The following is a 20,932-nucleotide window of genomic DNA, read 5'->3' as shown; positions in this document are numbered from 1 at the left end:
CCAGCGGAGGGTCTGCCGTCGCTGGCACTCTCCCCCCGCCAGGCGGCCACGGCAACGAGCGCGTTGCTGCGTCTGGTGCCGGAGGCGGAACGCCCCGCGCTCAGGCCCGAGGTCGAGGCCGCTATGGCCAGTGGGGACGTAGCCACGGCGCTGGCAGCCGTCATGCCGGTCGCCGTATCGGACGGCGTACGGGCGGCCGCGGCGGAGCTGCTGCGGGACGCAGGGGGATCCACCTGGGTGATCACCACCGACCTCGGTCCGTCGGGGGACGTACCGGCACAGGCGCACCAGGCGCGGTCCGTCACCCGTCTCTTCCAGGAGGTGGTGGAGCCGGCTGCCGCCGTGCTCGCTCTCGCCGCCCTGGCCCTGCTGTGGCTCTCCACCCCGCCGCCCACCGGGCGCCGGCTGATGCCGCTGGGCTGGGCCCTGGCCGCTGCCGCCGCGCTGATGGCACTGGCGGTGTTCCTCGTACGCACCATCGTGGGCCACCCCCCCCTTCCGCCCGCCGCCCTCCTGGCCCCCGGCAGCCGCGCGTCTCATCGAGGACATCCAGACCACCGCCGTCGACCGGCTGCTGAACACCGGCATCGTCGTCGCGGTAATCCTGCTGACCGCGGGAGCGTTGCTGGTCACCGTCGGCTGGGCCTGGCAGACCAGGCCCAGCCTCCGGCTCCCCGCCGGACGGCGGCACGGCCTGGCCCTGACCGTCGGCGTGTCGATATGCGCGCTCGTCGGGACGGTCGTGGCACCGGCGGCGATGACCGGCCCCACTCCCCGCATCTGCCAGGGAAGTTCCTGGCTGTGCGACGCCCGCTACGACGAGATCGCCCAGCTCGCGGCGCACAACGCGATGGCCACAACGGCGGACCGGTTCATCGGCCCCCTGCAAGACCCCGACATCGTTGGCCAGTTGAACGCCGGAGTGCGTGCCCTGCTCATCGACACCCACCGATGGGAGCGGCCCGAGGAGGTCGCCGAACGCCTGGCCACCTCCGAGTTCTCCCCCGAACTGCGCCAACAGCTCACCCGGGTCCTGACACGGGTGAACCCGCCCCGCCCGGGGACTTGGCTGTGCCACTCGGTCTGTGGCGCGGGCGCCCTTGAGCTGGAGCCCACGCTGCGGCAGATCGGGGACTGGCTGCGCACGCACACCACGGAAGTCGTCACCCTGATCGTGCAGGACGGCATCAGCCCGCAACAGACCAGGAACGCCTTCGAGCAGGCGGGACTCGCTGACCTGTTGTACGAGCCCGACCCGGACCCGAACCGCCCGTGGCCGACGATGGAAAACATGATCGACAGCGGTCGGCGCCTGGTCGTCTTCGCGGAGAAGGCGGACGGCCCCCCGCCGTGGTACCGCAACTTCTACCGCTACGGCATGGAGACGCCATATGCCTTCCGCAGCCCGGGGGAGATGACCTGCACGCCGAACCGCGGCGGCACCGACAAACGACTCTTCCTGCTCAACCACTTCGTCACAGCCGACGGTGGCAGACGACTCGACGCCGCAGCGGTCAACTCCCGCCGACAGGTGCTGTATCGGGCGCACACCTGTGAACGGCAACGCGGCAGGCCGGTCAACTTCGTCGCAGTGGACTACGCAACGCTCGGAGACGCACGGAGCGCCGTGGACACCCTCAACGCCGAACGCTTCCAGGGCGACGACAAAGGATCGCCGAGGAGCGGCATAAAGGATCTGCATCGGTCTGCCAGCAAGTCTGGTCGGCGGCGGTCTTGAGCGAACCCTCTTCCGTCGCCGATCGAGGGGCATGGTCGTGGTACCGGCTGTGGTCTTCGGAGTGGCGCTGCTCATCGCGGTGCAGCTTTCGGGTCTCGCCGCCCGCGCGGAGGTGTCGACAGCTCTGCTGATCGGCCAAGCCGAGTTGTCTGTCGACGGCAAAGCGGTCGCCACGCGCGACAGGGAGCGCCGTAGGGGTGACACGGTGCTGGCCGTGGACCCGCCGCAGCCGTTCACCAGTCGCGTCGACCGGTCGACCAGGGCGGGGAAATGCTGTGCGCCCGATGGACCTCCTGCGGAGTCCTGCACGCCAGCGTCTGCGGCACATCCACATCGGCCGACGTTGGGCACCCGGCTTTCTGGCCTGTTCCTCTAAGGAACGGCCATTACCCACTCCCTCTTCTGCGCAGTGCGTGGTGCTGGAGATCCGGGAGATGTCACGCGCGGTGATGACGCCCGTCAGGTACTGGCCGTCGATGACGAGGATGGGAAGGCCGCTGCCGGGGCGGAGCTTTTCCAGCACGTGCTGCAGGAGGTCGTCCGGTGCGACGGTCGTGCAGCGCAACAGCGGGACGGCCACGTCACGCACGCGCAATGTCTGCCGCTGCTCGGGGGGAATCTGCTTGAGCCGGGGAAGCTGCATGAGGCCGCTGGGGTGTCCCTCGAAGCCGGTCGGAGCGAGCGTCGAGTGGCGGGTCCCCACGGCCAGGCCCTAGGGCGTGTTTCGAAAGTGCTGGTCACAGCCACTCGTTGATGGCTGCGACCAGCACGGTTGCCTCGTAGCGGACGGCGAGCTTGTCGTATCTCGTGGCGACCGCGCGGTGGCGCTTGAGGCGGTTGATACCGCATTCCACCGCGTGGCGCTCTTTGTAGTCGGCCGTGTCGAGTTTCGGTGGCCGGCCACCGTGGGAACCGCGCTTCTTGCGGTTGGCGATCTGGTCGCGCTTCTCCGGAATGGTGCAGCGGATACCGCGCTTGCGCAGGTAGTCGCGGTTCGCGCGGGAACTGTATGCCTTGTCGGCACGCACCTTGTCCGGCCGGGTCCGCGGGCGGCCCGGCCCGAGCCTGGGCACCCGGATACGCTCCAGGACCACCTGGAACTGCGGGGAGTCGCCACGCTGCCCGGCCGTGATCACAAGTGACATCGGCTTCTGGGCCTGCTCGACCGCCAGATGGAGCTTGGTCGTCAGCCCGCCCCGGGAGCGTCCGAGGCCGTGGTCGTCGGGCTCGGCGAAGACACCACCTGGCGGCTCGACCTGCAGATCCCTTTTTTGCGGGCACCCGCCGCATGCTGGTGGGCGCGGGCGACGGTCGAGTCCACCGAGACGTCCCAGGTGATCAGTCCCTCGGCGTCGGCCCGGACCTGCAGTTGCTCGAAGATGCGGTGCCAGGTGCCGTCGCGCTGCCAACGCCGGAAGAGGCCGTAGACCGTCTCCCACGGGCCGTACCGCTCGGGCACATCCCGCCAGGGAGCACCAGCGCGCGTGCGCCAGCGTATGCCGTCTATCAGCTGCCGCTTGGTGTGTACCGGTGGCCGTCCAGGCTTCTTCCCGAGCGGGAGCAGCGGCTCCAGTTTCGCCCACTGAGCACTCGTCAGGTCATGCCTCGCCATGAAGTGGATCTTGACACATCAAGATCCACTTCTGAAGCACGCCCTAGACGCAGCGTTCCGCTGTGAACCATTCGGGGCAACTCTCCACCAGAACAGGCATGACGTCGGTCGTGTTCACTCCGCGCAGGGCCGGGGCCGGCAGGAACGCATCCACACCCTGACCGGCACCGATCCCACCGACCCGCACACCGCCACACCCTGCAGACCGCGGTCATGGGCGCCCGCCTGCTCGAAACTGGCCCACCAGACCCCTGTGATCCACAGACCTATCCCCAGGCCACCGCCCAACCGACGGAGGCGTCGCCAGCACAGTCGGCCGAGTGTGCCGGGGATTCCCCTCAGTAACTGGAGCGGCTGGGTGAGAAGCTGGCGGGACTCGTCGTCGGCACCCAGTCGTCAGCTGGTAGTGAGTGTCGGCTACCGGCGGAAATGGGTGCTGGCCCCGATGGCGATGCCGCAAGGCCGCGTGCGACGGTGGTATGGACACTATCCGTCGGTCCCGCGGGAGGAGCCATAACGCAGCCTGGCACCGCCTGCGCGGCCGTTTAGCTGCCCGCATGTACCCCCGTCAGGCAGGGTAAACGACAGCGTGATGGAGCTGCGCACCTTCCACGCGGTCCAGGGGCAGGACATCACGCTGACCCAGGTGGGAGCACGACGATGAGCGGATCGGCGGACGCCCCGGGCCAACGCTTCAGCGGTCAGGAACCACAGCTCCCCTGTTTCTGTTCTGACCGGCGTTACCGAAGGTAGCTCGTTGGAGGAGACCTCTGCAAGGAGGGCGATGTGATGCCGTGGTTCGTATGGCTGCTCACCGCCGGGGTGCTCGGTGCCGCTGAGTTTTTCACCCTGACACTGGTCTTCGGGTTGCTGGCGGGCGCCGCACTGGTGGCCGCCGTGGTCGCCGGTGTGGGCATCGGCGTTCTCGGCCAGTTCGTCGCCTTCGGGGTAGCAGCGGCAGCGGGTCTCTTCCTCGTCCGTCCTGTCGCACTGCGGCATATGGCACAGCAACCCCTCGCCCGCGAGGGCAGTGATGCGCTGATCGGCCGGCGGGCCGAGGTCAAGCAGGAGGTCACCGCCACCCACGGCCTGATCAAACTCTCCGGCGAGGAGTGGTCCGCCCGCGCCCTCGACGAAAGCCTGGTGATCCCGGTGGGAGCGCTGGTGGAAGTCATGGAGATCGAAGGCGCCACGGCCATCGTCTACCCCCGCGAACTCCTTCCCTGAACGGCTGAACACAGCAACGGAGGCACTGTGGACCCCGTCGTCGTCCCCATTCTTGTGGCGGCCATCATCGTCGTCTTCCTCGTGGCCTCCACCGTGCGGATCGTCCCGCAGGCGCGCCGCTACAACATCGAGCGGTTCGGCCGGTATCGCCGGACGCTGCAACCCGGTCTGAACCTGGTGCTGCCGGTGGCGGACCGCGTCAACACCAAACTCGACGTGCGCGAGCAGGTCTACTCCTCCGATCCCCGGCCGGTGATCACCGAGGACAACCTCGTGGTGAACATCGACACCGTGCTCTACTACCAGATCACCGACCCGCGGGCGGCGGCCTACGAGGTCGCCGACTACCTCCAGGCGATCGATCAGCTCACCGTGACCACGCTGCGCAACGTCATCGGCAGCATGGACCTGGAGGAGACGCTCACCTCGCGTGAGGAGATCAACTCCCGGCTCCGCGCCGTCCTCGACGATGCCACCGGTAAGTGGGGCATCCGGGTCAACCGCGTCGAGATCAAGGCCATCGATCCACCGCACACCATCAAGGAAGCGATGGAGAAGCAGATGCGGGCCGAGCGGGACAAGCGCGCGGCCATCCTGCACGCCGAAGGGGAGCGGCAAGCCAAGATCCTTACCGCGGAGGGCACGAAGCAGAAGGACATCCTGGAGGCCCAGGGCACGCAACAGGCCATGATCCTTCGGGCGGACGGCGAGGCCAAGGCGGTGGAGCGTGTCTTCCAGGCCGTCCATCGCAACAATGCCGATCCGAAGGTCCTTGCCTACAAGTACCTGGAGACGCTTCCGCACTTGGCTAGCAGCGACAGCAACACGTTCTGGGTGATCCCGGGAGAGCTGACCGAGGCAGTTCGGACCGTCACCAGTGCCTTCGGTGACCAGTCGACGGCGGGTCCCCCCGCAGCCGAGCAGCCCGAGAAGGCAGCCGACGACACGTCCCACGAAAGCCGGGTTCCAGAGCTCGATGTAGGCTCGGCGGTTTCGCTCGACGCCGGGGCGGCTGCTGACGAGGCCGCGAAGCAGGCCGCCGCCGCGGTGAGCGACGCCAAGGCGGAGGCAGCGGCCGCGATGTCACCCCAGGTGCCTCGCCGGGGGCAGACGTCCGGCGCCTGAGCCCACCCTCGGGATCTCGCCAGGGACCGCTGTGACGCCACTGAGTGACGGCGACGCCCCAGCCGGCACCGGCCCCATCGACCCGAGCCACCCCTATACCCTGCAGCCGCGGTCATCGGCGCCCGGTGCCCAACGGGCCGACCATACCCCCGTGATCAGGCACTCCCACTGAGGACAGTCCCCTCATCGGGAACGCATCCGATGACCGGCCGAAGATCTCTGCGTTGGCGCCGACCGGGTGAGCTCCTGGTGATGCGGCAGTTGTTGTCCGTACCGCCCTGTTCGCAGCTCTGCTCCCTTCGGTCGGCCGAGGAGAGGAGACCGCGCATGCGAGCACATGACCTGGCCGAGCCGTATCCGGCGGTCTCGGCTGACGAACGACGATGCGGTGACGGTGGCCCGCTTGTTCGTGGAACGGCGACTCCCGGCTCTGCTGGTCCTCGATGCGGATCAGCGGCCCTACGCGATCGTGCCGGGATCGCAGCTGCTGCGCGTCGTCGTCCCGGACTAGGCTCTGGAAGATTCCGCGCCGACCCTCGCCCTGCACGACACCGAAGAGCGGCTTCCTGCGCGAGCTCCTGGATCAGGTCGAGGTCTTCACGCAGCACGGCGCGGGCTAGCGCGGGTCGCTGCACGAGGTAGGCGGCGGCAACGGCGCGGGTCGCGGCTGGTCATGTCCGGCAGCCCGCTCGGTCCGGCGGTCACCAGCTCGCCGCCGAGCGGCAGTTGCCCGTCGGTGGCGGTGCGGTTGCGGGACTGCCTGGTGCAGTTCGGTGCCCGGATTTCATCTGACCAGCGCGCCCGCCGACACCTCGGTCACCCGCAGTCCCGGAATCGAGCCGTCCGCGTCGCCCAGTACCTGAAAGCCTGCCTGGCGCAGACGAGAGCTCACCTGGGGAACGAGGTCAGCCGGGGTGCACGACACGCCGGTCACCCGCCCACGACAAGCACGATCATGCCACCGAGTTGCACAGGGGCCTTTTCGGGACAGCGGGCAGGACGCGGGGGACCCGGACGTCGGCAACCGGCGGGCCACTGGGTGGCCCGGCCGTACACGCTGACGGCTCCCGTCGAACAGGGAAGGGAGCCGTAGCCGTCCCAGGTGGTGTCCCGAGGCGTTATGCCTTCAGCGGGTCATGCGTGGCGGTGCGAGTGCCGGTTGCCGGTGACGAGGCGGTAGAGGGCGAGCAGGATGACGGAGCCGGCGATCGCGGCGATCCAGGTGGAGAGGTGGAAGAACCCGTCGATGGAGTCGACGCCGAAGATGACCTTGCCGAGCCAGCCGCCGAGCAGGCCGCCGGCGATGCCGATGAGCATGGTGATGATGATGCCGCCGGGGTCCTTGCCCGGCATCAGCGCCTTGGCGATGGCGCCGGCGAGCAGGCCGATGATGATCCACGCGATGATGCCCATGGTGCCTCTCCGCTTCATCGTATAAAGGCTGTGTCAGCTCATCGTCTGCACCCCTCGCGCCCGAATAAACACCTGCCCTGCCGGCTGCCCTGCCCGACTGGCTCAGTGCTGCTGGTGATCGCGCTGGGACAGGTAGAGGGGACTGAGCTGGCGCCAGTAGCCGTGCACGAGGTCCTCAGCCTCCCGCACCGCCCGCTGAGCGCATGGCGCTTCCTTCGGCAGGCGTTGCCCGGCCGGGGCCGCGGTGGATCCCGTGCGAACCTCCCTCAGCGCCGTCCAGCGCGAGGCACCACGGGATACGCCAAGAGTGCGCGGCCTGCCGCTTTGGCCCGTAAGGCACCATCGTGCGAGCAGCATCGCGGCCACCACCAACAATGCGCTGGCGCATAGACCTCATGACCGGCCACTGGCTCCTCCTGCCGGACACCCGCATGAACCGTTCCGGGTTCATCTGCCCCGGTATCCCATCGGCAACGTCACCGCCGGGCCAAGAAACCCTCACACGCCGTCGCCGGGTGCTGTGGGGTCAGCGGCACGCCCGCCGACCTGCTCACCGCAGCGTCCCCGGATCGATCTGGATCCGGCGCTGACCGATCTGGCGGTGTGGCGGACCCGCCTGTGGACCGAACCTGGCGAGGGCCGTGGTGCTGACGGCGCCTGGCAGGTAGCACTTGCTCCAGGCGAACAACGGAATCGGGCTTCTGCTCCACGGCAACGGATACATCAGCTCCCACAGCTGAGATCGCACCAAGCGCCGCCTTGCCAGCCTGACCGACACCACTGTGCCGGTTACCACGACGGCCGATACTCACTCGGATCGGCCAGGGCCAGATCCCAGGCCGAGCAAGTGGGCGGGGCCAGAACCGGCGCCACTGCCCGACCGCCGAGGCGGCCAAGCCGAAGCCCTGATCTACGTTGGTGCCGGCCTGCTCTTGGACCAGCTCGGTCAGCGCGTCGATGAACAGCTGAGCAGACGTGCCCGCTTCGATCGCGGCGGCGACCTGCTTGACGAAGCGGATCGCGCACAGTGGTCGGTCGCGACACGCGGCTTCGCCATGCTCCCGCGCGCCGAGCTGTAGGGCTGGGCTGTGCCAGGCATGCCCGCTGATGCCGCTCCTGCGAGCGAGGGTGTTCAGGCGGTGGTGCGATTGCCCTGGCGGGCGGTGAGCGCGGCCTCGGCGCTGGGGTAGGCGGGCAGGAAGGTGTCCATCCCGGTGACGCTGAGCATGCGGCTCAGCCGGTCGGGGATGGCCGCCAGGGTCAGGGAGCCGTCGGCGTCCTTGGCGCAGCGCCAGATGCCGACGAGGGCTCCCAGCCCTGAGGAGTCGCAGAACGTGACCCCCGACAGGTCGGCGACCAGGTCTGCGTGTCCGGCCGCGATGAGTTCCAGGGCGCGGGCCCGCACGGCGGGTGCGGCGGCGCTGTCGAATTCACCGGACAGTGCGATCACGGCCAGGGCGCCGTCGGTGTGCGGGACGTCGATGTGGAATGCGTCGGTCATGGGCGTCGGATCTCCTGCCCGACAAAGGCGTCGGCGGGTGCGGTCGGGGCGGCGGCGCTGTGAGCGGTGGTAGTGATGCCGGAGGGAGCGGCGTCCGCGGTGGGGACGGACAGGGCCAGCAGCGCCACGTCGTCGCGTTCGGTGTCGGGGAGTGTGTCCAGGAGCGCGACGGTGTCGTCGATCAGGGCGCCTGCACTGACCGGCGCCCCTCGCTGGGCAAGGAAGTCGGTAAGGCCGGTGTCGGCGAGCATGTGGCCATCGACGGTGCGTGCCTCGGTCAGCCCGTCGGTGTACAGCAGCAGTCCCTGGCCGGGTGCCAGGTGCAGGGTGCGTGAGGCGAAGGCGGCCTCGGCGAACGCGCCAACCAGCATGCCGCCCTTGGCGCGGGCCGCCTCCACCCGCACGCCGCCGCCCTCGGTGGGGCTAAGGTGGTAGGCGGGCGGGTGACCGCCGGTGGCCAGCGTGACGGTGAAGCCGCCGTCCCGGGCCGGATCGAGCAGGCCGAAGACGGCGGTGCAAAAGCGCGTGCCGACCGCCGCGTCGAGCAGCAGCGCGGTGTTCAGGGCTTTGAGCGCGGCCGTGGGGTCCGCGTCGACGAGGGCTGCGGCCCGCAGCGTGTAGCGGGTCAGTGAGGTGACCGAGGCAGCTTCGGCGCCCTTGCCGCACACATCGCCCAGGAAGAACGCCCACCGGCCCCCGCCCACGGGGAACACGTCGTAGAAGTCGCCGCCCACTTCCTGCGGGGAGGCGGTCTTGTAGTGGCAGGCCAGCTCAAGCCCGGGTACCGCGGGCAGCGCGGGAGGCACCAGGGTGCGCTGCAGGGTGGAGGCAAACGCGGCGATGGCCGCCTTGTCCCGCTCCGCACGCTGGCGGGCCTCTTCCTCCGCCTGACGCTTCTCCTGCTCGGCGCGTACCACATGCAACGCCGACAGCCGCAGTTCCAGCTGGTCACGCACCACCGCGGCCAGGTCCCCGAGGGTGGAGGCATCGGCCTCGCTGATCTCGCGGGGGCGGGTGTCAAGGACGTTGACCGTGCCCAGGCGGTGCCCGTCGGCGGTGATGATCGGAGCGGCGGCGTAGAACCGCACCCCCATCGGGCCGGCGACCAGCGGGTTGGAGCAGGCGACCGGGTCCAGCAACGTATCGGGGATGATGGTGGTGTCATCACTCAGCACCGCCGAGGCGCACAGGCCCGGATCCCGGCCGATCTCGCTGACACCTTCCAGCCCGTGCGCGGCCTTGAACCAGATCCGGTCCTCATCCACGATCGTCACCGTCGCCACCGGCACCTCGAACAGCCGCGCGGCCAGCGCCGCAACTCGGTCATAGGCGCCGTCCGGCGGAGTGTCGAGAATGTCGTAACGGCGCACCGCCGCCATCCGCGCCGCCTCGACCGACACGGCCAAAGGCCCGCTCGGTGCTATCGCAGGCAGGATCGCTTGTTCCGGCATGTCCCTCGTCTCGCTGGTCCCCCCAGGAAGGCACCGACCAGACAGCCAGCACTCCGGAACCCTACCGAACACGGCCTGCGCACCCGATCCGAGTGCGCAGAGTTGTGTTCGATTGGAAGGAGCGGCTCGGTTGGATCCGCTCGCCGCAGTCGATCGAGGTCCGCTTCGGCACCTCGCGGGTGCGGGACCGTCCATATCACGGAAGGAGTAGGCATGAAGGTGGGGGGAAGGGGTACGCGCGGCAGTGGCGAGTCGAGGTGGGCCGGTGTCGGCATGGCCGACAGGGGAGGGCACATGGTTACGGATACGGCGACGGCGGATGTGAAGTGCGCTGAACTGCCGGCAGTCCCGGACCCGTCGAAGGTCGCCCCGAAGGACGCGCGTGAGCTCACCCGCCTGTTCTTCCAGCAGTTGGACCGGCTGGAAGAGGGCACACCGGAATACCAGTACGCACGCAACACGCTGATCGAGATGAACATCTCCCTGGTCCGTTACGCGGCCTCCCGGTACCGCAGCCGGGACGCGGAGGAGATGGAGGACATCGTCCAGGTCGGCGTCATCGGTCTGATCAAGGCCATCGACCGGTTCGAGCTGTCCCGCGAGGTGGAGTTCACCTCCTTCTCCATCCCCTACATCGTGGGTGAGATCAAGCGGTTCTTCCGTGACACCACCTGGGCTGTGCACGTTCCGCGCCGGCTGCAGGAGGCCCGCGTCCAGCTGGCCCGCGCCACCGAGGAACTGAGCAGCCGCCTGGGCCGCACGCCCACCGTGGCGGAGCTGTCCCAGCTGATGAACCTGGACGAGAAGGAAGTCATCGAGGCACGGATGGCCTCCAACGGCTACCGCTCCTCCTCCCTGGACGCCGCCATCGGCAGCAGTGAGGACGGCGAGACGGCCCTGGCCGACTTCATCGGCAACGACGACGGCGCCCTGGAACTGGTGGAGGACTTCCACGCCCTCGCCCCGATGATCGCCGACCTCGACGAGCGCTCGCGCAAGATCCTGCACTGGCGGTTCGTGGAGGAACTCACCCAGGCCCAGATCGGCGAACGGCTCGGCGTCTCCCAGATGCACGTCTCCCGGCTGCTGTCACGCACCCTCGCCCAGCTCCGCAAGGGCATGCTTACCGCCCACTGACACCGCCACCCCGCAACGGCACCTCGCGGCCGCGGTGAACCCGTACACCACGGCACCACCCTGTGTGCGGTCGGTTTGGAGCGGCCCCGCTCAGACCGTTCTCCACTCGTGTGGGCAGCCTCCGCGCCATTCCACCCAGCGCGGATCGTCCAACACTGCCTCGGGTTCGTCGACGCCCGCCGCTTGAAGGAACACCACCAGGTCGTGGTCGCTGTAAGCGGTGCCGAGGATTTCGTCGCGTCCGTGCGAGTGCACGGTGACGCTCCGGCCACCGGTACGGGAGGGCTGGTGTACGACGATCGGCGCGCTCATCACGCCTCCCAGCGTGCTCCCGGCAGGGCCGTGCGGCGAGTCGGCTGCCCAGTCAGGAGGTGTCGCCGGACCAGTCGAAACTCGGGCACGCGGGTCCTACATCGCCCCTCCCGCTGGCGTTCGAACTGCCCCGCGCAGGGGGCGCGCGGGTGTCGATTCCGCGGCCCACGGTCTGACCCGCACCTCACCGCTCTCGCGGTCCACCTGCACGGCATGACCGGCCTGCGTGAGGATCGCCAGCAGCGCCGACCGCAGAGCAGCACGAATGCCCTCGAACTCGGCATCCTCCCGGCCCGCAGGATCCAACTCGCTGCCGCGCACCCACCCCACCAGCACCGAGTCCGTCTTCCGCCGTACCCGCTGGTCCTTCCGAAGTGGGCAGTGCAGCGGTTGCACCTCCGACGCGTTGATCCGTCACTGGCCCATGCCCAGGCGGTCGTTACGGGATCAGAGCGTTGTAGACCTCGACCACCTTCGACTCGAACGGTGGTGCCCCAAGTTCCTGCGCGGCTGGCTTGACCTGCTCTTCCATGAAGCGCCGGAACGCCTCCTCCGACTCCCACACGTCAATGACCTGCCAGCCGCCCGTCTCGCCGGGCGCCCCGAAGTGGGCGATGAGCCCGGCGGGCGGATTCGTGGGGTCCGGGATCGCCCGGTCGAAGGTCGCCTGGTAGAGCTCCTGATTCCAGCCAGGGGCCTGGTTGAGTACCAGAATCGCCATCTCGGTTCCTCGTTTCGCGTGCGAAGACAGATGTGAACGACGCTAGTTCCGAGTGCGGGCGACCGCGAGCAGCGGGGATGGCTGCTGCGCCGTCCGAGGGTCGGTGCCACCACTCGGCCGGTCCGTTCCCCCAGCGCGAAGTTGCGCAGGTAGAGGCCCACCAGAAGCGTGCGCCCTCGTCGGTGTCGGTCAGTTGCAGGATGCAGGCGAGGACCAGGGCGCTGCATGGTTCGGGGACTTGGTCGGTGACGAACGTGGTGACAGTGGCGGGCGGGACCTCCCGACCACGGCCGGACCAGCGTGGTGACCTGCGGATTCGCGGGCGAGTGCGGGGAGTGAGTGCGGCCGGCTGTCGGATGGGGTTACGGCCTGGTCCACGGAGGCGTTGTCGTTTGTGACCGTGGTCACGCCTTCGCGGTCGGGGCTGCTACTGCCGTAACCGGTACGCGCGGTGCCGGACAGGCCGGCGTCGCACCGAGCGGTGAGCGAGCAGATCCGTGATGATCGGGGTGAACGCGGGCAGCGGAGACCGGCTGGCGCTGGGCGTGCTGACGCGGTACCGGATGGCCACCACCGAGCAGATGCACCAAGTGATCGCCTCCTCGGTGCGCACCACCCCCTCGGTGCTTACCGGACAGACCAGGCGCAGGCTGGCCAGACTGCGCGGCGAGGGGGTGGTCGACCGCATCACCTTGCCGCAGGCCGGACGAACCCGGGCGTGGTTCCCCACCCCGTACGGCGTGCAAGCACCGCTACGGACCGCCGGACGTCGTCCATCGTCTCGCGCAGGCCGGCGGTCGAAGCGTGCGTACGAACATGACGCCTCCCGCGCACATCCGAAACCTCTGACATGGCCAGTCTTCTACCGGGGTCGAAACTGGGCAAACGCACCAAGCGAGCTGTCCCCTCAAGCCCACGATCACCTGCTGGCACCCGGAAGCACGGGCGCGAGTTCCACCCCATCCGGGCGGGGGGCCAGGGTGTCGTAGCGGCCTCCGTCTCCAGCCGGGCGGCTTCATCCGCCGCGCCGAGCACGGGCTGCTGCTGGGGGATGTCACCCAACGTGGCCGCGTTTCCTGCTTGCGGCATGACTCCCTCGGCTCCTCGCTGGCCGACCGGGACCGGCGCCGTCTGGATGGCCGGATCCGCGTCGGGGTCGTCGGACAGGGCGATGCCGGCGGTGATGCGTTTGCCGACCGGCTCGCGGTGCGCTTCGAAACTCTGGGCGACGGCCATGACGATCTCCAGGCCGTGCTGGCCGACCCGGCCGGGTTCCGCAGCCCGCGCCAGGGGCAGGGACGGGTCACTGTCCCACACGGTCACTTCCAGCTGGCACCGGCAACACGAAGCTCCAGCAGGGCGGGCCCGGGGGCGTACTTGCGGGCGTTGGTGACCAGTTCACTGACCACCAGCTGCGCCACGTCCATGGCACGCGCCGAGACCGGCAGGCCGTGATCGGCCCGCACGCGGCTCAGAAAGTCGGCCACCAGATCGCGCGCCTGAGCGATGCAGGAGAAATCCCCCTCAAGGGCTGCGGCCGCCTGCAGCGCAGTCCCGCCTCCTGTCGCATCGCCCTCACCCTCAGGCATCTCACCTGCTGCCACGGCCGAGAGGAGGTCAGGGAATGCGCCGGGCAGCCGACGCCTGGCCCTGCCCGCCGGCACCGCACTGCTCTTCCCGCGCCGGTGCAGGACGGCCGGTGCCTGCGGCTCGGCTCGGCGCAAGGCGGCATACACCACCGGCCAGGCACTCATCAGCGCCACAAGCAGAGCAGCAACAGCAACGATCAACAATAGGACGCGAGCCCACGCCGGTTGGCGAGAGATGGCGGCCGTGGTGGCCAGTACGCAGAACAGCAGCAACGCTGCTGCCGTGAGCAGATGTTGGTGTGGTTGTTGCTGTCTCATGCGCTGCCGTCCGGGCCGTGACGGGATTGCCATCCTCATCATGATCGACGTCTTCATACCGTATGACACCGGTAGACGGCTTTTGCCGACCCCTTGTGAATGGCTGGTGAAACAACCGCTGGATCTCGCCCTGACACCTGCCTGCCCGCCCAGCGCGCCGGCCGGCCCCACAGGGCACCGGCGGCTCCAGCTGTGCCGCTTCGGCTACCCGCCTGTACTTGGCACGTCTCTGCCCGCCCATCTCAGCATCGGGCTCTCCACCCAGACCGGCGTCGAAAAACCTTGTGAAACCGCGCTGCCGACCGCACAGCAGCCTGAAGAAAGACGAGAAGGCGGCGTTCGACCTCCCCAGGCTTCCCGCCGCACACTCGTCAGCCTCCGGCACCTACGCTCGAACGCGCGTTCCATGCCGGAAGCCGTAGCAGGTCCACTGCCATGCGCTGCGCCACCGCGCACGGCATGCGCATTCCGCCATCCGGCCCCATCCTGGTAGACGGCACCATCGGCTGCACAGGCCGACCATCCCCTCTCCGGGAGGTCCTGTGATCCTGCTCGTCCTGCTCGTGCCCGCCCTGATGACAGCCTTCCTCTTCGCCATGGACACGCTGGAGAATCTCCTCTTCCCCCGCCCCACAGCGACACACGACGTGACAGCAGCCAACCAACACGTCCAGCCCGTGACATCCAACAGGAGTCCATCCAGCCACCCTCCGGTCAGCTCCAGGTAGGTCTTGCCCCCGGTCCGGCGACGGGCCCGGGTCACCGCGCGCTGGCCGAACTCACCGCCGCTCTGGCCCTGCCAGGTCCCTGATGCCGCCCACACTGCCCGGCGGTGCCGTCGGCCTCAGCTGACGGTGAGGACGATCTTGCCGGGTCGGCCAGGATGGCGACCCACCCAAGCGGCATGCGCGGTACCGACCGCATCAGGGCGATCAAGTGGGCGCCGCACAGCGATACCCAACGTCGGCCCGCACCCCGCGAACGTGACCGCCCGCGGCGTGAGACTCAGCTCTCCGCACGCGGTGCAGTGGTTTCGTCGGTGGAAGCGGGCAACGTTTGTCGACGGTTTCGGGTAACAGTTGGCGATCAGACAGCTCGAAAATATCGATGAGAACTGACAACGCTGCGAGCTCTTCCCGGTGTCAGCGGGAAGCGCATACTGTGCGGTGTGGCGACTTACAACAGCATCGGTGCGACCTACGCTGACACCCGGCGACCGGACCTCCGAATCGCCGCCAGGATCCATCAAGCCCTCGATGGTGCCACCACTGTGATCAACGTAGGAGCCGGCACCGGCTCCTACGAACCGTCACACACGGTGCTGGCTGTTGAACCCAGCTCAGTGATGATCGCCCAGCGCCCAGCCGGGTCCGCACCGGCCCTGGAAGCATCCGCGGAGTCGATCCCTCTCGCCGACGACTCGGCCGATGCGGCGATGGCCCTCCTGACCGTGCACCACTGGAGCGACCTGGAAGCCGGCATCGGCGAACTCTTCCGCATCGCCCGGCAGCGGATCGTCGTCCTCACCTTCGACCCCGACATCAACCACAGGTTCTGGCTGCTGGAGGAGTACCTGCCCGAAGCAGCCGCTTTCGACAACACACGCGCCGTCGCGGTCGACCGCTTGGCCACGCTGCTGGGAGGCGCCCGCATCGAAACCGTCCCCGTCCCGCACGACTGCACCGACGGATTCCTCGCCGCCTTCTGGCGCCGACCCGAGGCATACCTCGACCCGGAAGTGCGGGCCGGTATCTCGCTGTTCGCCCAGACCAGTGACGAAGTCCTCCAGCCGGGCTTGGCCCGGCTGTCAGACGACCTGTCCTCCGGCCGGTGGCACCAACGCCATGCCGACCTGCTCGACCGCGAAGCCCTCGACGCCGGCTACCGGCTGCTCGTGGCCGACCTGTAGGACCAGGCGCGAGCCGTCTGACTGCACACTCAAGCCTGCGAGAAAGGGCCGGTCACGGCGGTGCGCCAGAAGTGATCAGTTCGCGGCGATGTCCTGTCCTCGGGCCGCCCTGGTGCTGGCGAGGCGGTAGGAGTCGGTGCCGGTCTCGATGATGTTCCCGCCGAAGGTGAGGCGGTCGACGATGGCCGCGCAGAGTCGCGGATCGGTGAACGTTTTGGTCCAGCCGCCGAAAGATTCGTTGGAGGCGATGGCGACGCTGTTCTTCTCCTCGCGTTCGGTGAGCACCTGGAATAGCAGCTCAGCGCCGCGGCGGTCCAGCTCCATGTAGCCGAGTTCGTCTATGCAGAGGAGATCGACGCGTCCGTAGCGGGCGATTGTCTTGGTCAGGACCTTCTCGTCCGCCGCCTCGACCAACTCGTTGACCAGCTTGGTGGCAAGTGTGTAGCGGACCCGGAAGCCGGCCATGGCGGCCTCGGTGCCGAGCGCGATCAACAGGTGGGACTTGCCGGTGCCCGAGTCGCCGATCAGGCAGAGCGGCAGGCCCTTCTTGACCCATTCGCAGGTCGCCAGGGTGTGAATGACGGCTGCGTCGACGTTCCCGTTGGCCTCGAAGTCGAAGGCCCGCAGCGACTTCTCCCGCGGGAACTGCGCCGCCTTGATGCGTCGTTCGGAGCGGCGGCGGGCCCGGTCGTCGCACTCGGCCATCAGCAGTTCGGCGAGGAAGCCGCGATAGGACATCTGGTCGCGGGCGGCGGCTTCGGCCAGTTCGGGGAACTGGGCCCGGATAGTGGGCAGCCTGAGCATGCGGCATGCCTGGTCGACGGCGGCGGTCGCGGCCTGTTCGGTCAGCCCGCGGTGTCGTTTGAGTGTCACGGCATCTCTCCCTGGATGGCGAGGCGGTCGGCCGGCTGCCGGGCGCGCAGCAGCTGGTCGTAGGCCGCGACCGAGGGCAGCGGCCGGGTGTCGGGCGGCAGCTGGGCCAGCCGCCGTTCGGTCAGCGAGGTCACGTTCGTCCGTTCCGGCTCCGCAGGGACAACCGGAGCTGCGACCTCGTCGGCTTCGGCAGCCTTCCGGGCCTCCAGGGCGACGGCGTCCGCGGTCAGGGCGCCGGCCCTGACCGCGGAGGCAAGCCCAGCGACCAGGTGCTCGTGGGGGACGTGGCGGCCCATCAGTAGGACTTCGCTCAGGGCCCGGGTGCCGTCCCGCTCGCCGTGGGCGGCCTTCGCCGCCTCCCACCAGGCGTCATGGACGGGCGTGAACTTCCCTGCGGAACGCGCCTGTTCGAGGGAGGTGGCCCCGGGAAACGCGCCGGGCTTGCGGACCAGGGCTTCCAGGTAGTGGTCCAGATCCAGCCGGGCCTTCCCCTTGGCGATCAGCCGTTCATGACGGGCGACCTCCCGCTGGCCGTCGTAGACCACCAGCTCGGACGCGTGCAGTATGGCTCTCACCGTCCGCCCGATCAGCCGCACCGGCACCGAGTAGCGATTGGTGCGGACACTGATCTGGCTGAAGCGGTCCACCCGCAGGCTGAACAGCCGTCCCGTCTCTGAGGGTTCGTCCGGTAACGGCTGCAGCAGCGGCCGTTCAACGGCGAAGTACTCGCTCACCGGCCGTGGCCGGGACCCGATCCGGCGCCGTTCGTCCTCCTCGTCCCACTGCTCGATCATCACGTTGAGCTCGGCGATGGAGGCGACCTCGGGGACGGGGACCATGTGATTGCGGCGGAACCAGCCGATCTGCCCCTCCACCCCACCCTTCTCATGGGCGCCCTCGATGCCGGGCAGGCAATACGCAGCATCGATGCCGAAGTGCGACCGGAACGCGGTCCACCGCTCGTTCTCCACGCGGGAACGCGAGCTCAGCACCCGGGAGACCGCAGAGCGGAGGTTGTCGTAGCGGACCTTGCCGGTTGGGACACCGCCCAGCACGCTGAGAGCGTGGACGTGGCATTCGAGGAACGCCTCCTGGCCGCAGGAGGCGAAGACGCGGTGCACGGCCTTGCCCGAATACGACAGGCGCATCGCGAACACGAAGCAGGTGACCTGCTCACCGGCCAGGCGTACCTTCACGTCGCCGAAGTCCACCTCTGCCTCGGCCCCCCGGCCGGTGGGACTGCGGAATGAACGCGTGTACCAACCCGCGGCCGGCCTCAACAGCGATCTGGGGCCGCCGGTCGGCGACATAGGCCCGCACCATCGGATAGGTCACCGCCTCCGCCCCGTGCTCGTCCAGGAGCCGGTCGAAGATCCGCTTGACCGTGTGACGCTGCTTGCGCGGCGCATCCAGATCCGCTCGGAGGATCTCGTCGATCAACGGCTTGTAGGCATCCAGGCGGGTCCCGCGCGGCCGCGGCTTCTTCCGCGGCTCCGGCCAGACCGACTCCAACGCGGCCTTCACCGTGCGGAATCCGACTCCGTGCTCACGCATCAAGGCCCGGTACGACATTCCTGCCCGGGCGTCACGGCGGATCGCCGCGTACAAGTCGACCTTGGATTTCGGTGGCGTCATCGCAGCCTCATCCCGCAGAGCACGTCAATGCTCCCACCGCAAGCCCTCAAGCGTTGCCAGAACTCACAGACACCGCCCTCCGACGAAACACGGCGTTCTCGGCCCTGAGCGACAAGTGGTGTCGGATTCCGTCAACAGAACCACTGGCTCCCCCTCTACCACCGCGAGCAGGTGCGAGCGGGGATCGAACGGCTGGTCTTCGCGGTCGTTATGCCGTGTCCGCGGCGATTCGCACGCATCGCCCGGCACAGGACGACCACCGATGACCAGCACTCCCCCACCACCGGTCAACGAGCCGAACCCCTCCACCTTCATCTGCCCAAGCAGCCTGGTCGGCCCGTCCTCGGGATGTCAGCACTCCACACGGAAATACTGCAGCGGCGGCAGCCCGCTCTGCCAGTGGGGCATGGCCCCGGTGAGGGAGAAGTGGGGCCCGGCGTGCGCTACACCAGCACCCGCGGTCAGGCCTAGCACGGGCGATCATGACGTTCGGCTGAGCCGGATAGTGTCAGGCGGTGGCGATGCTGGCGAGGGTGCTCTGGAGCCGGCGGACCGCGTCTTCGGCTTCCGCGTACTGCTGGAGGACCGGCACGACGGCGCCGAAGGTGCGGCCGTCTTCGGCGGGCATGGCGCGCCAGTGCAGGACTGGCATGAGGGCGGTAGCAGCTGCGCCGAGGAACCAGGCCAGGCGTCCATGTACGCGGGCGAGGGCGATGGCCACAGCAGCAAGTGCTTCCCGCAAGTGCTCCAACCGGTCGACCTCGGACAGAGTCTGCTGGAACTGCGGGGCGCCTACGGCGGCGTGCAGGTCGGCGGCGGCCTTCGCCGCGACGGCACGGTCAGTGGATGTCAGAAGCCACACCCGTTCGCGGATCAGGCGTTCCGCTTCCTCCACCAGTTCTTCAATGACCGTCCGCATGTCCACACCCGACACCCTAATGCCGGTCCCTGTTCATCAGCGGCAGAGCGCAGAAGATCGGCCAGTGACCCAGCCACCTCGGCACCGAGCGGCCCGACACGATCACCCTGAGGTTCCCCCGCAGTGCGGGAGTGGCTGACTAGCTGGTCAGAGCGGGTTGACGTGGTTTCAGGTTCACTTGTTCGGTCGCTGCCTGGTCGGCGTAGTGCTTCTCTTCGTATTCGATCGGGCTGAGGTAGCCGAGCCGTTTCTGGATGCGGCGGGGGTTGTAGAAGCCGTCGATGTACTCGAAGAGCGCGAGGTTCGCTTCGGCCCTGGTGGCGAAGAGGTGGCCGCGGATGCACTCGGTCTTGATGACCATCCACAGGTTCTCCGCCAGGGCATTGTCGAACGAGTCGCCGACCGAGCCCATGGATGCTTGGATACCGGCCCTGACCAGGCGTGTTGTGAGCTTCACAGACGTGTACTGACAGCCGTGGTCGGCGTGGTGAACGAGCTCGCCGGGGGCGACTTCGCGGCTGGCCAGGGCATACTCCAGCGAGGTGAGGACCAGGTCGGCGTCCGCGCGGGCGGAGGTCTCCCAGGCCACGACCCGGCGGGAGAACGCGTCGCGGATCGCGGACAGCCACAGCGGCCCCTCCCCGGTGGGGATCATGGTCAGGTCGGTGACCCACAGCCGGTTCGGCCCGTTCGCGGTGAAGTCGCGTTGCACCAGTTCAGGGGCCAGATCGGCGTCCGGGTCACGGCGAGTGAAGCCCTTGTCCCGGCGGGGGCTGATCCCGGCGAGGCCGGCCTGGCGCATGAGCCGCTCGACGCGCTTGCGGCCGACGTGGACGCCCTCACGCTTGAGGACGGCGTGCACGCGGGGTGAGCCGTAGATTCCGCCGGAGTCGTCGTGGACCTGCTGGATCCTGCCCGTCAGCTCCGCGTCCCGGCGGCGCCGTTCGCACGGCTCGGTCTCGGCCTGGCGCCACCGGTAGTAGGTGGAAGAGGGGATGTTCAGTTCCCGGAGTACGGGCTCGACCCCCAGGTGCGGGTGCTCGTCAACGAGCGCCGTCACCTGGGCCGGGTCGGGTCGAGCTGGGCCGCGAAAAAAGCGGAGGCCGTCCGCAGGACTTCATTCGCGCGCTTGAGCTGGGCGTTCTCCTTGCGAAGGGCGGCAAGCTCCTCACGCTCGGCGGTGGTGAGCATGTCGCCTCGCTCGCCGGCATCGGCCTCGGCCTGACGGATCCAGTTACGCAGGGCCTCGTGGTGCACGCCGAGTTCCTCGGCCATGCGGCGGATCACGGGCTTCGGCTCGGAAGCTCGGTACATCCGCACCGCACGCTCACGCAACTCCAGCGGGTACTTCCTCGGGGCAGGCATCGTCAGAGCTCCTCTCGTGAGCCCCATCTGACCTGCTGTCACCTCTCCCCGCATCTCGGGGGAACCTCACCCGGACACCTCCCAGCC

18 protein-coding genes and 2 pseudogenes are annotated in these 20,932 nt (G+C 68.7%); 7 read left to right on the top strand and 13 right to left on the bottom strand.

All coding sequences use genetic code 11. The annotated features are described in order from the left end of the window. Positions 1 to 622: 622 nt before the first annotated feature. Entirely contained in the window at positions 623 to 1,738 is a 1,116-nt protein-coding gene (locus ACFU5F_RS17210) for a PI-PLC domain-containing protein (protein ID WP_383887635.1), read from the top strand. Here the strand turns inward: ACFU5F_RS17210 and ACFU5F_RS17205 are convergent. Next, positions 1,638 to 2,381, bottom strand: a complete 744-nt coding sequence (locus ACFU5F_RS17205; protein WP_383887663.1) for a CBS domain-containing protein — start codon at positions 2,379 to 2,381, stop codon at positions 1,638 to 1,640. The genes ACFU5F_RS17210 and ACFU5F_RS17205 overlap by 101 nt on opposite strands. A 94-nt stretch (positions 2,382 to 2,475) precedes the next feature. After that, positions 2,476 to 3,350, bottom strand: a protein-coding gene (locus ACFU5F_RS17200; RefSeq protein ID WP_383887633.1) for an IS5 family transposase whose coding sequence is annotated in 2 segments (ribosomal slippage) — positions 2,476 to 2,958 and positions 2,961 to 3,350 — 873 coding nt in all. Because the reading frame shifts where the segments join, the coding sequence is not laid out codon by codon here. A 789-nt stretch (positions 3,351 to 4,139) separates the two neighbouring features. Here ACFU5F_RS17200 and ACFU5F_RS17195 point away from each other — a divergent pair. From ACFU5F_RS17195 to ACFU5F_RS17185, 3 genes are all read left to right on the top strand, one after another. Then, positions 4,140 to 4,577 carry an NfeD family protein gene (locus ACFU5F_RS17195; protein WP_383887631.1) on the top strand — a complete coding sequence of 146 codons (438 nt, stop codon included), beginning with the start codon at positions 4,140 to 4,142 and terminating at the stop codon, positions 4,575 to 4,577. A 27-nt stretch (positions 4,578 to 4,604) separates the two neighbouring features. Beyond that, positions 4,605 to 5,702 (top strand): SPFH domain-containing protein, encoded by a 1,098-nt coding sequence (locus ACFU5F_RS17190; RefSeq protein ID WP_383887629.1) that lies wholly within the window; start codon positions 4,605 to 4,607, stop codon positions 5,700 to 5,702. A gap of 388 nt (positions 5,703 to 6,090) precedes the next feature. Beyond that, the gene (locus ACFU5F_RS17185; RefSeq protein WP_383887627.1) at positions 6,091 to 6,213 is read left to right on the top strand and encodes a hypothetical protein; all 123 of its coding nucleotides are present in this window, start codon (positions 6,091 to 6,093) and stop codon (positions 6,211 to 6,213) included. A gap of 623 nt (positions 6,214 to 6,836) precedes the next feature. Here ACFU5F_RS17185 and ACFU5F_RS17180 read toward each other — a convergent pair. From ACFU5F_RS17180 to ACFU5F_RS17170, 3 genes are all read right to left on the bottom strand, one after another. Continuing rightward, positions 6,837 to 7,115, bottom strand: a complete 279-nt coding sequence (locus tag ACFU5F_RS17180; protein ID WP_383887625.1) for a GlsB/YeaQ/YmgE family stress response membrane protein — start codon at positions 7,113 to 7,115, stop codon at positions 6,837 to 6,839. A gap of 1,132 nt (positions 7,116 to 8,247) precedes the next feature. Beyond that, positions 8,248 to 8,616, bottom strand: a complete 369-nt coding sequence (locus ACFU5F_RS17175; RefSeq protein ID WP_383887623.1) for an STAS domain-containing protein — start codon at positions 8,614 to 8,616, stop codon at positions 8,248 to 8,250. Continuing rightward, positions 8,613 to 10,067, bottom strand: coding sequence for a PP2C family protein-serine/threonine phosphatase (locus tag ACFU5F_RS17170; RefSeq protein ID WP_383887621.1), 1,455 nt, complete (start codon positions 10,065 to 10,067; stop codon positions 8,613 to 8,615). The genes ACFU5F_RS17175 and ACFU5F_RS17170 overlap by 4 nt, the downstream gene beginning before the upstream one ends. Positions 10,068 to 10,361: 294 nt before the next feature. Between ACFU5F_RS17170 and ACFU5F_RS17165 the strand changes: the two genes are divergently transcribed. Then, positions 10,362 to 11,204: an RNA polymerase sigma factor SigF gene (locus ACFU5F_RS17165; protein ID WP_383887619.1), complete on the top strand. Its 843-nt coding sequence runs from the start codon at positions 10,362 to 10,364 to the stop codon at positions 11,202 to 11,204. 90 nt (positions 11,205 to 11,294) lie between these two features. On the opposite strand, the gene ACFU5F_RS17160 is transcribed toward ACFU5F_RS17165, so the two are convergent. Then, positions 11,295 to 11,519: a hypothetical protein gene (locus ACFU5F_RS17160; RefSeq protein WP_383887617.1), complete on the bottom strand. Its 225-nt coding sequence runs from the start codon at positions 11,517 to 11,519 to the stop codon at positions 11,295 to 11,297. 436 nt (positions 11,520 to 11,955) lie between these two features. After that, positions 11,956 to 12,237: a hypothetical protein gene (locus tag ACFU5F_RS17155; RefSeq protein ID WP_383887616.1), complete on the bottom strand. Its 282-nt coding sequence runs from the start codon at positions 12,235 to 12,237 to the stop codon at positions 11,956 to 11,958. A gap of 500 nt (positions 12,238 to 12,737) precedes the next feature. Between ACFU5F_RS17155 and ACFU5F_RS17150 the strand changes: the two genes are divergently transcribed. After that, entirely contained in the window at positions 12,738 to 13,226 is a 489-nt protein-coding gene (locus tag ACFU5F_RS17150; protein WP_383887662.1) for a replication-relaxation family protein, read from the top strand. A 154-nt stretch (positions 13,227 to 13,380) separates the two neighbouring features. Here ACFU5F_RS17150 and ACFU5F_RS17145 read toward each other — a convergent pair. Continuing rightward, positions 13,381 to 13,826: pseudogene (locus ACFU5F_RS17145) on the bottom strand (ATP-binding protein); the annotation flags it as partial. Positions 13,827 to 15,312: 1,486 nt separating this feature from the next. Between ACFU5F_RS17145 and ACFU5F_RS17140 the strand changes: the two are divergent. Further along, positions 15,313 to 16,053 (top strand): class I SAM-dependent methyltransferase, encoded by a 741-nt coding sequence (locus ACFU5F_RS17140; RefSeq protein WP_383887614.1) that lies wholly within the window; start codon positions 15,313 to 15,315, stop codon positions 16,051 to 16,053. A 75-nt stretch (positions 16,054 to 16,128) separates the two neighbouring features. On the opposite strand, the gene istB is transcribed toward ACFU5F_RS17140, so the two are convergent. The 5 genes and pseudogenes from istB to ACFU5F_RS17115 all read right to left on the bottom strand — a co-directional run bounded on the left by istB (position 16,129) and on the right by ACFU5F_RS17115 (position 20,845). Further along, complete coding sequence (gene istB / locus ACFU5F_RS17135; RefSeq protein WP_383887612.1) at positions 16,129 to 16,926, bottom strand: IS21-like element helper ATPase IstB; 798 nt, start codon at positions 16,924 to 16,926, stop codon at positions 16,129 to 16,131. Next, positions 16,923 to 18,561: pseudogene (gene istA, locus ACFU5F_RS17130) on the bottom strand (IS21 family transposase). Before istA ends, istB begins: the two are co-directional and overlap by 4 nt. Positions 18,562 to 19,069: 508 nt before the next feature. Beyond that, positions 19,070 to 19,480: a hypothetical protein gene (locus tag ACFU5F_RS17125; protein ID WP_383887661.1), complete on the bottom strand. Its 411-nt coding sequence runs from the start codon at positions 19,478 to 19,480 to the stop codon at positions 19,070 to 19,072. Positions 19,481 to 19,619: 139 nt separating this feature from the next. Next, positions 19,620 to 20,540, bottom strand: coding sequence for an IS3 family transposase (locus ACFU5F_RS17120; RefSeq protein ID WP_383887610.1), 921 nt, complete (start codon positions 20,538 to 20,540; stop codon positions 19,620 to 19,622). Next, a complete protein-coding gene (locus ACFU5F_RS17115) occupies positions 20,537 to 20,845 on the bottom strand; it encodes a transposase (RefSeq protein ID WP_171072378.1) in 309 nt (102 codons plus the stop codon). Before ACFU5F_RS17115 ends, ACFU5F_RS17120 begins: the two co-directional genes overlap by 4 nt. Between the last annotated feature and the right edge of the window lie 87 nt (positions 20,846 to 20,932).

Origin of the sequence: Streptomyces sp. NPDC057438, assembly GCF_042802995.1 — a bacterium.
GTDB lineage: Bacteria > Actinomycetota > Actinomycetes > Streptomycetales > Streptomycetaceae > Streptomyces.
Note: the sequence above shows the minus strand (reverse complement) of the source record. Positions and strands in the feature narration are given on the sequence as shown.

What these genes read in the sequence shown, in the direction of transcription:
- ACFU5F_RS17180 (WP_383887625.1), bottom strand. Translation starts at nt 7,115, where the DNA reads ATGGGCATCATCGCGTGGATCATCATCGGCCTGCTCGCCGGCGCCATC.
- ACFU5F_RS17165 (WP_383887619.1), top strand. Translation starts at nt 10,362, where the DNA reads ATGGTTACGGATACGGCGACGGCGGATGTGAAGTGCGCTGAACTGCCG.
- ACFU5F_RS17170 (WP_383887621.1), bottom strand. Translation starts at nt 10,067, where the DNA reads ATGCCGGAACAAGCGATCCTGCCTGCGATAGCACCGAGCGGGCCTTTG.
- ACFU5F_RS17195 (WP_383887631.1), top strand. Translation starts at nt 4,140, where the DNA reads ATGCCGTGGTTCGTATGGCTGCTCACCGCCGGGGTGCTCGGTGCCGCT.
- ACFU5F_RS17150 (WP_383887662.1), top strand. Translation starts at nt 12,738, where the DNA reads ATGATCGGGGTGAACGCGGGCAGCGGAGACCGGCTGGCGCTGGGCGTG.
- ACFU5F_RS17115 (WP_171072378.1), bottom strand. Translation starts at nt 20,845, where the DNA reads ATGCCTGCCCCGAGGAAGTACCCGCTGGAGTTGCGTGAGCGTGCGGTG.
- ACFU5F_RS17205 (WP_383887663.1), bottom strand. Translation starts at nt 2,381, where the DNA reads ATGCAGCTTCCCCGGCTCAAGCAGATTCCCCCCGAGCAGCGGCAGACA.
- ACFU5F_RS17155 (WP_383887616.1), bottom strand. Translation starts at nt 12,237, where the DNA reads ATGGCGATTCTGGTACTCAACCAGGCCCCTGGCTGGAATCAGGAGCTC.
- ACFU5F_RS17125 (WP_383887661.1), bottom strand. Translation starts at nt 19,480, where the DNA reads ATGCGGACGGTCATTGAAGAACTGGTGGAGGAAGCGGAACGCCTGATC.
- ACFU5F_RS17175 (WP_383887623.1), bottom strand. Translation starts at nt 8,616, where the DNA reads ATGACCGACGCATTCCACATCGACGTCCCGCACACCGACGGCGCCCTG.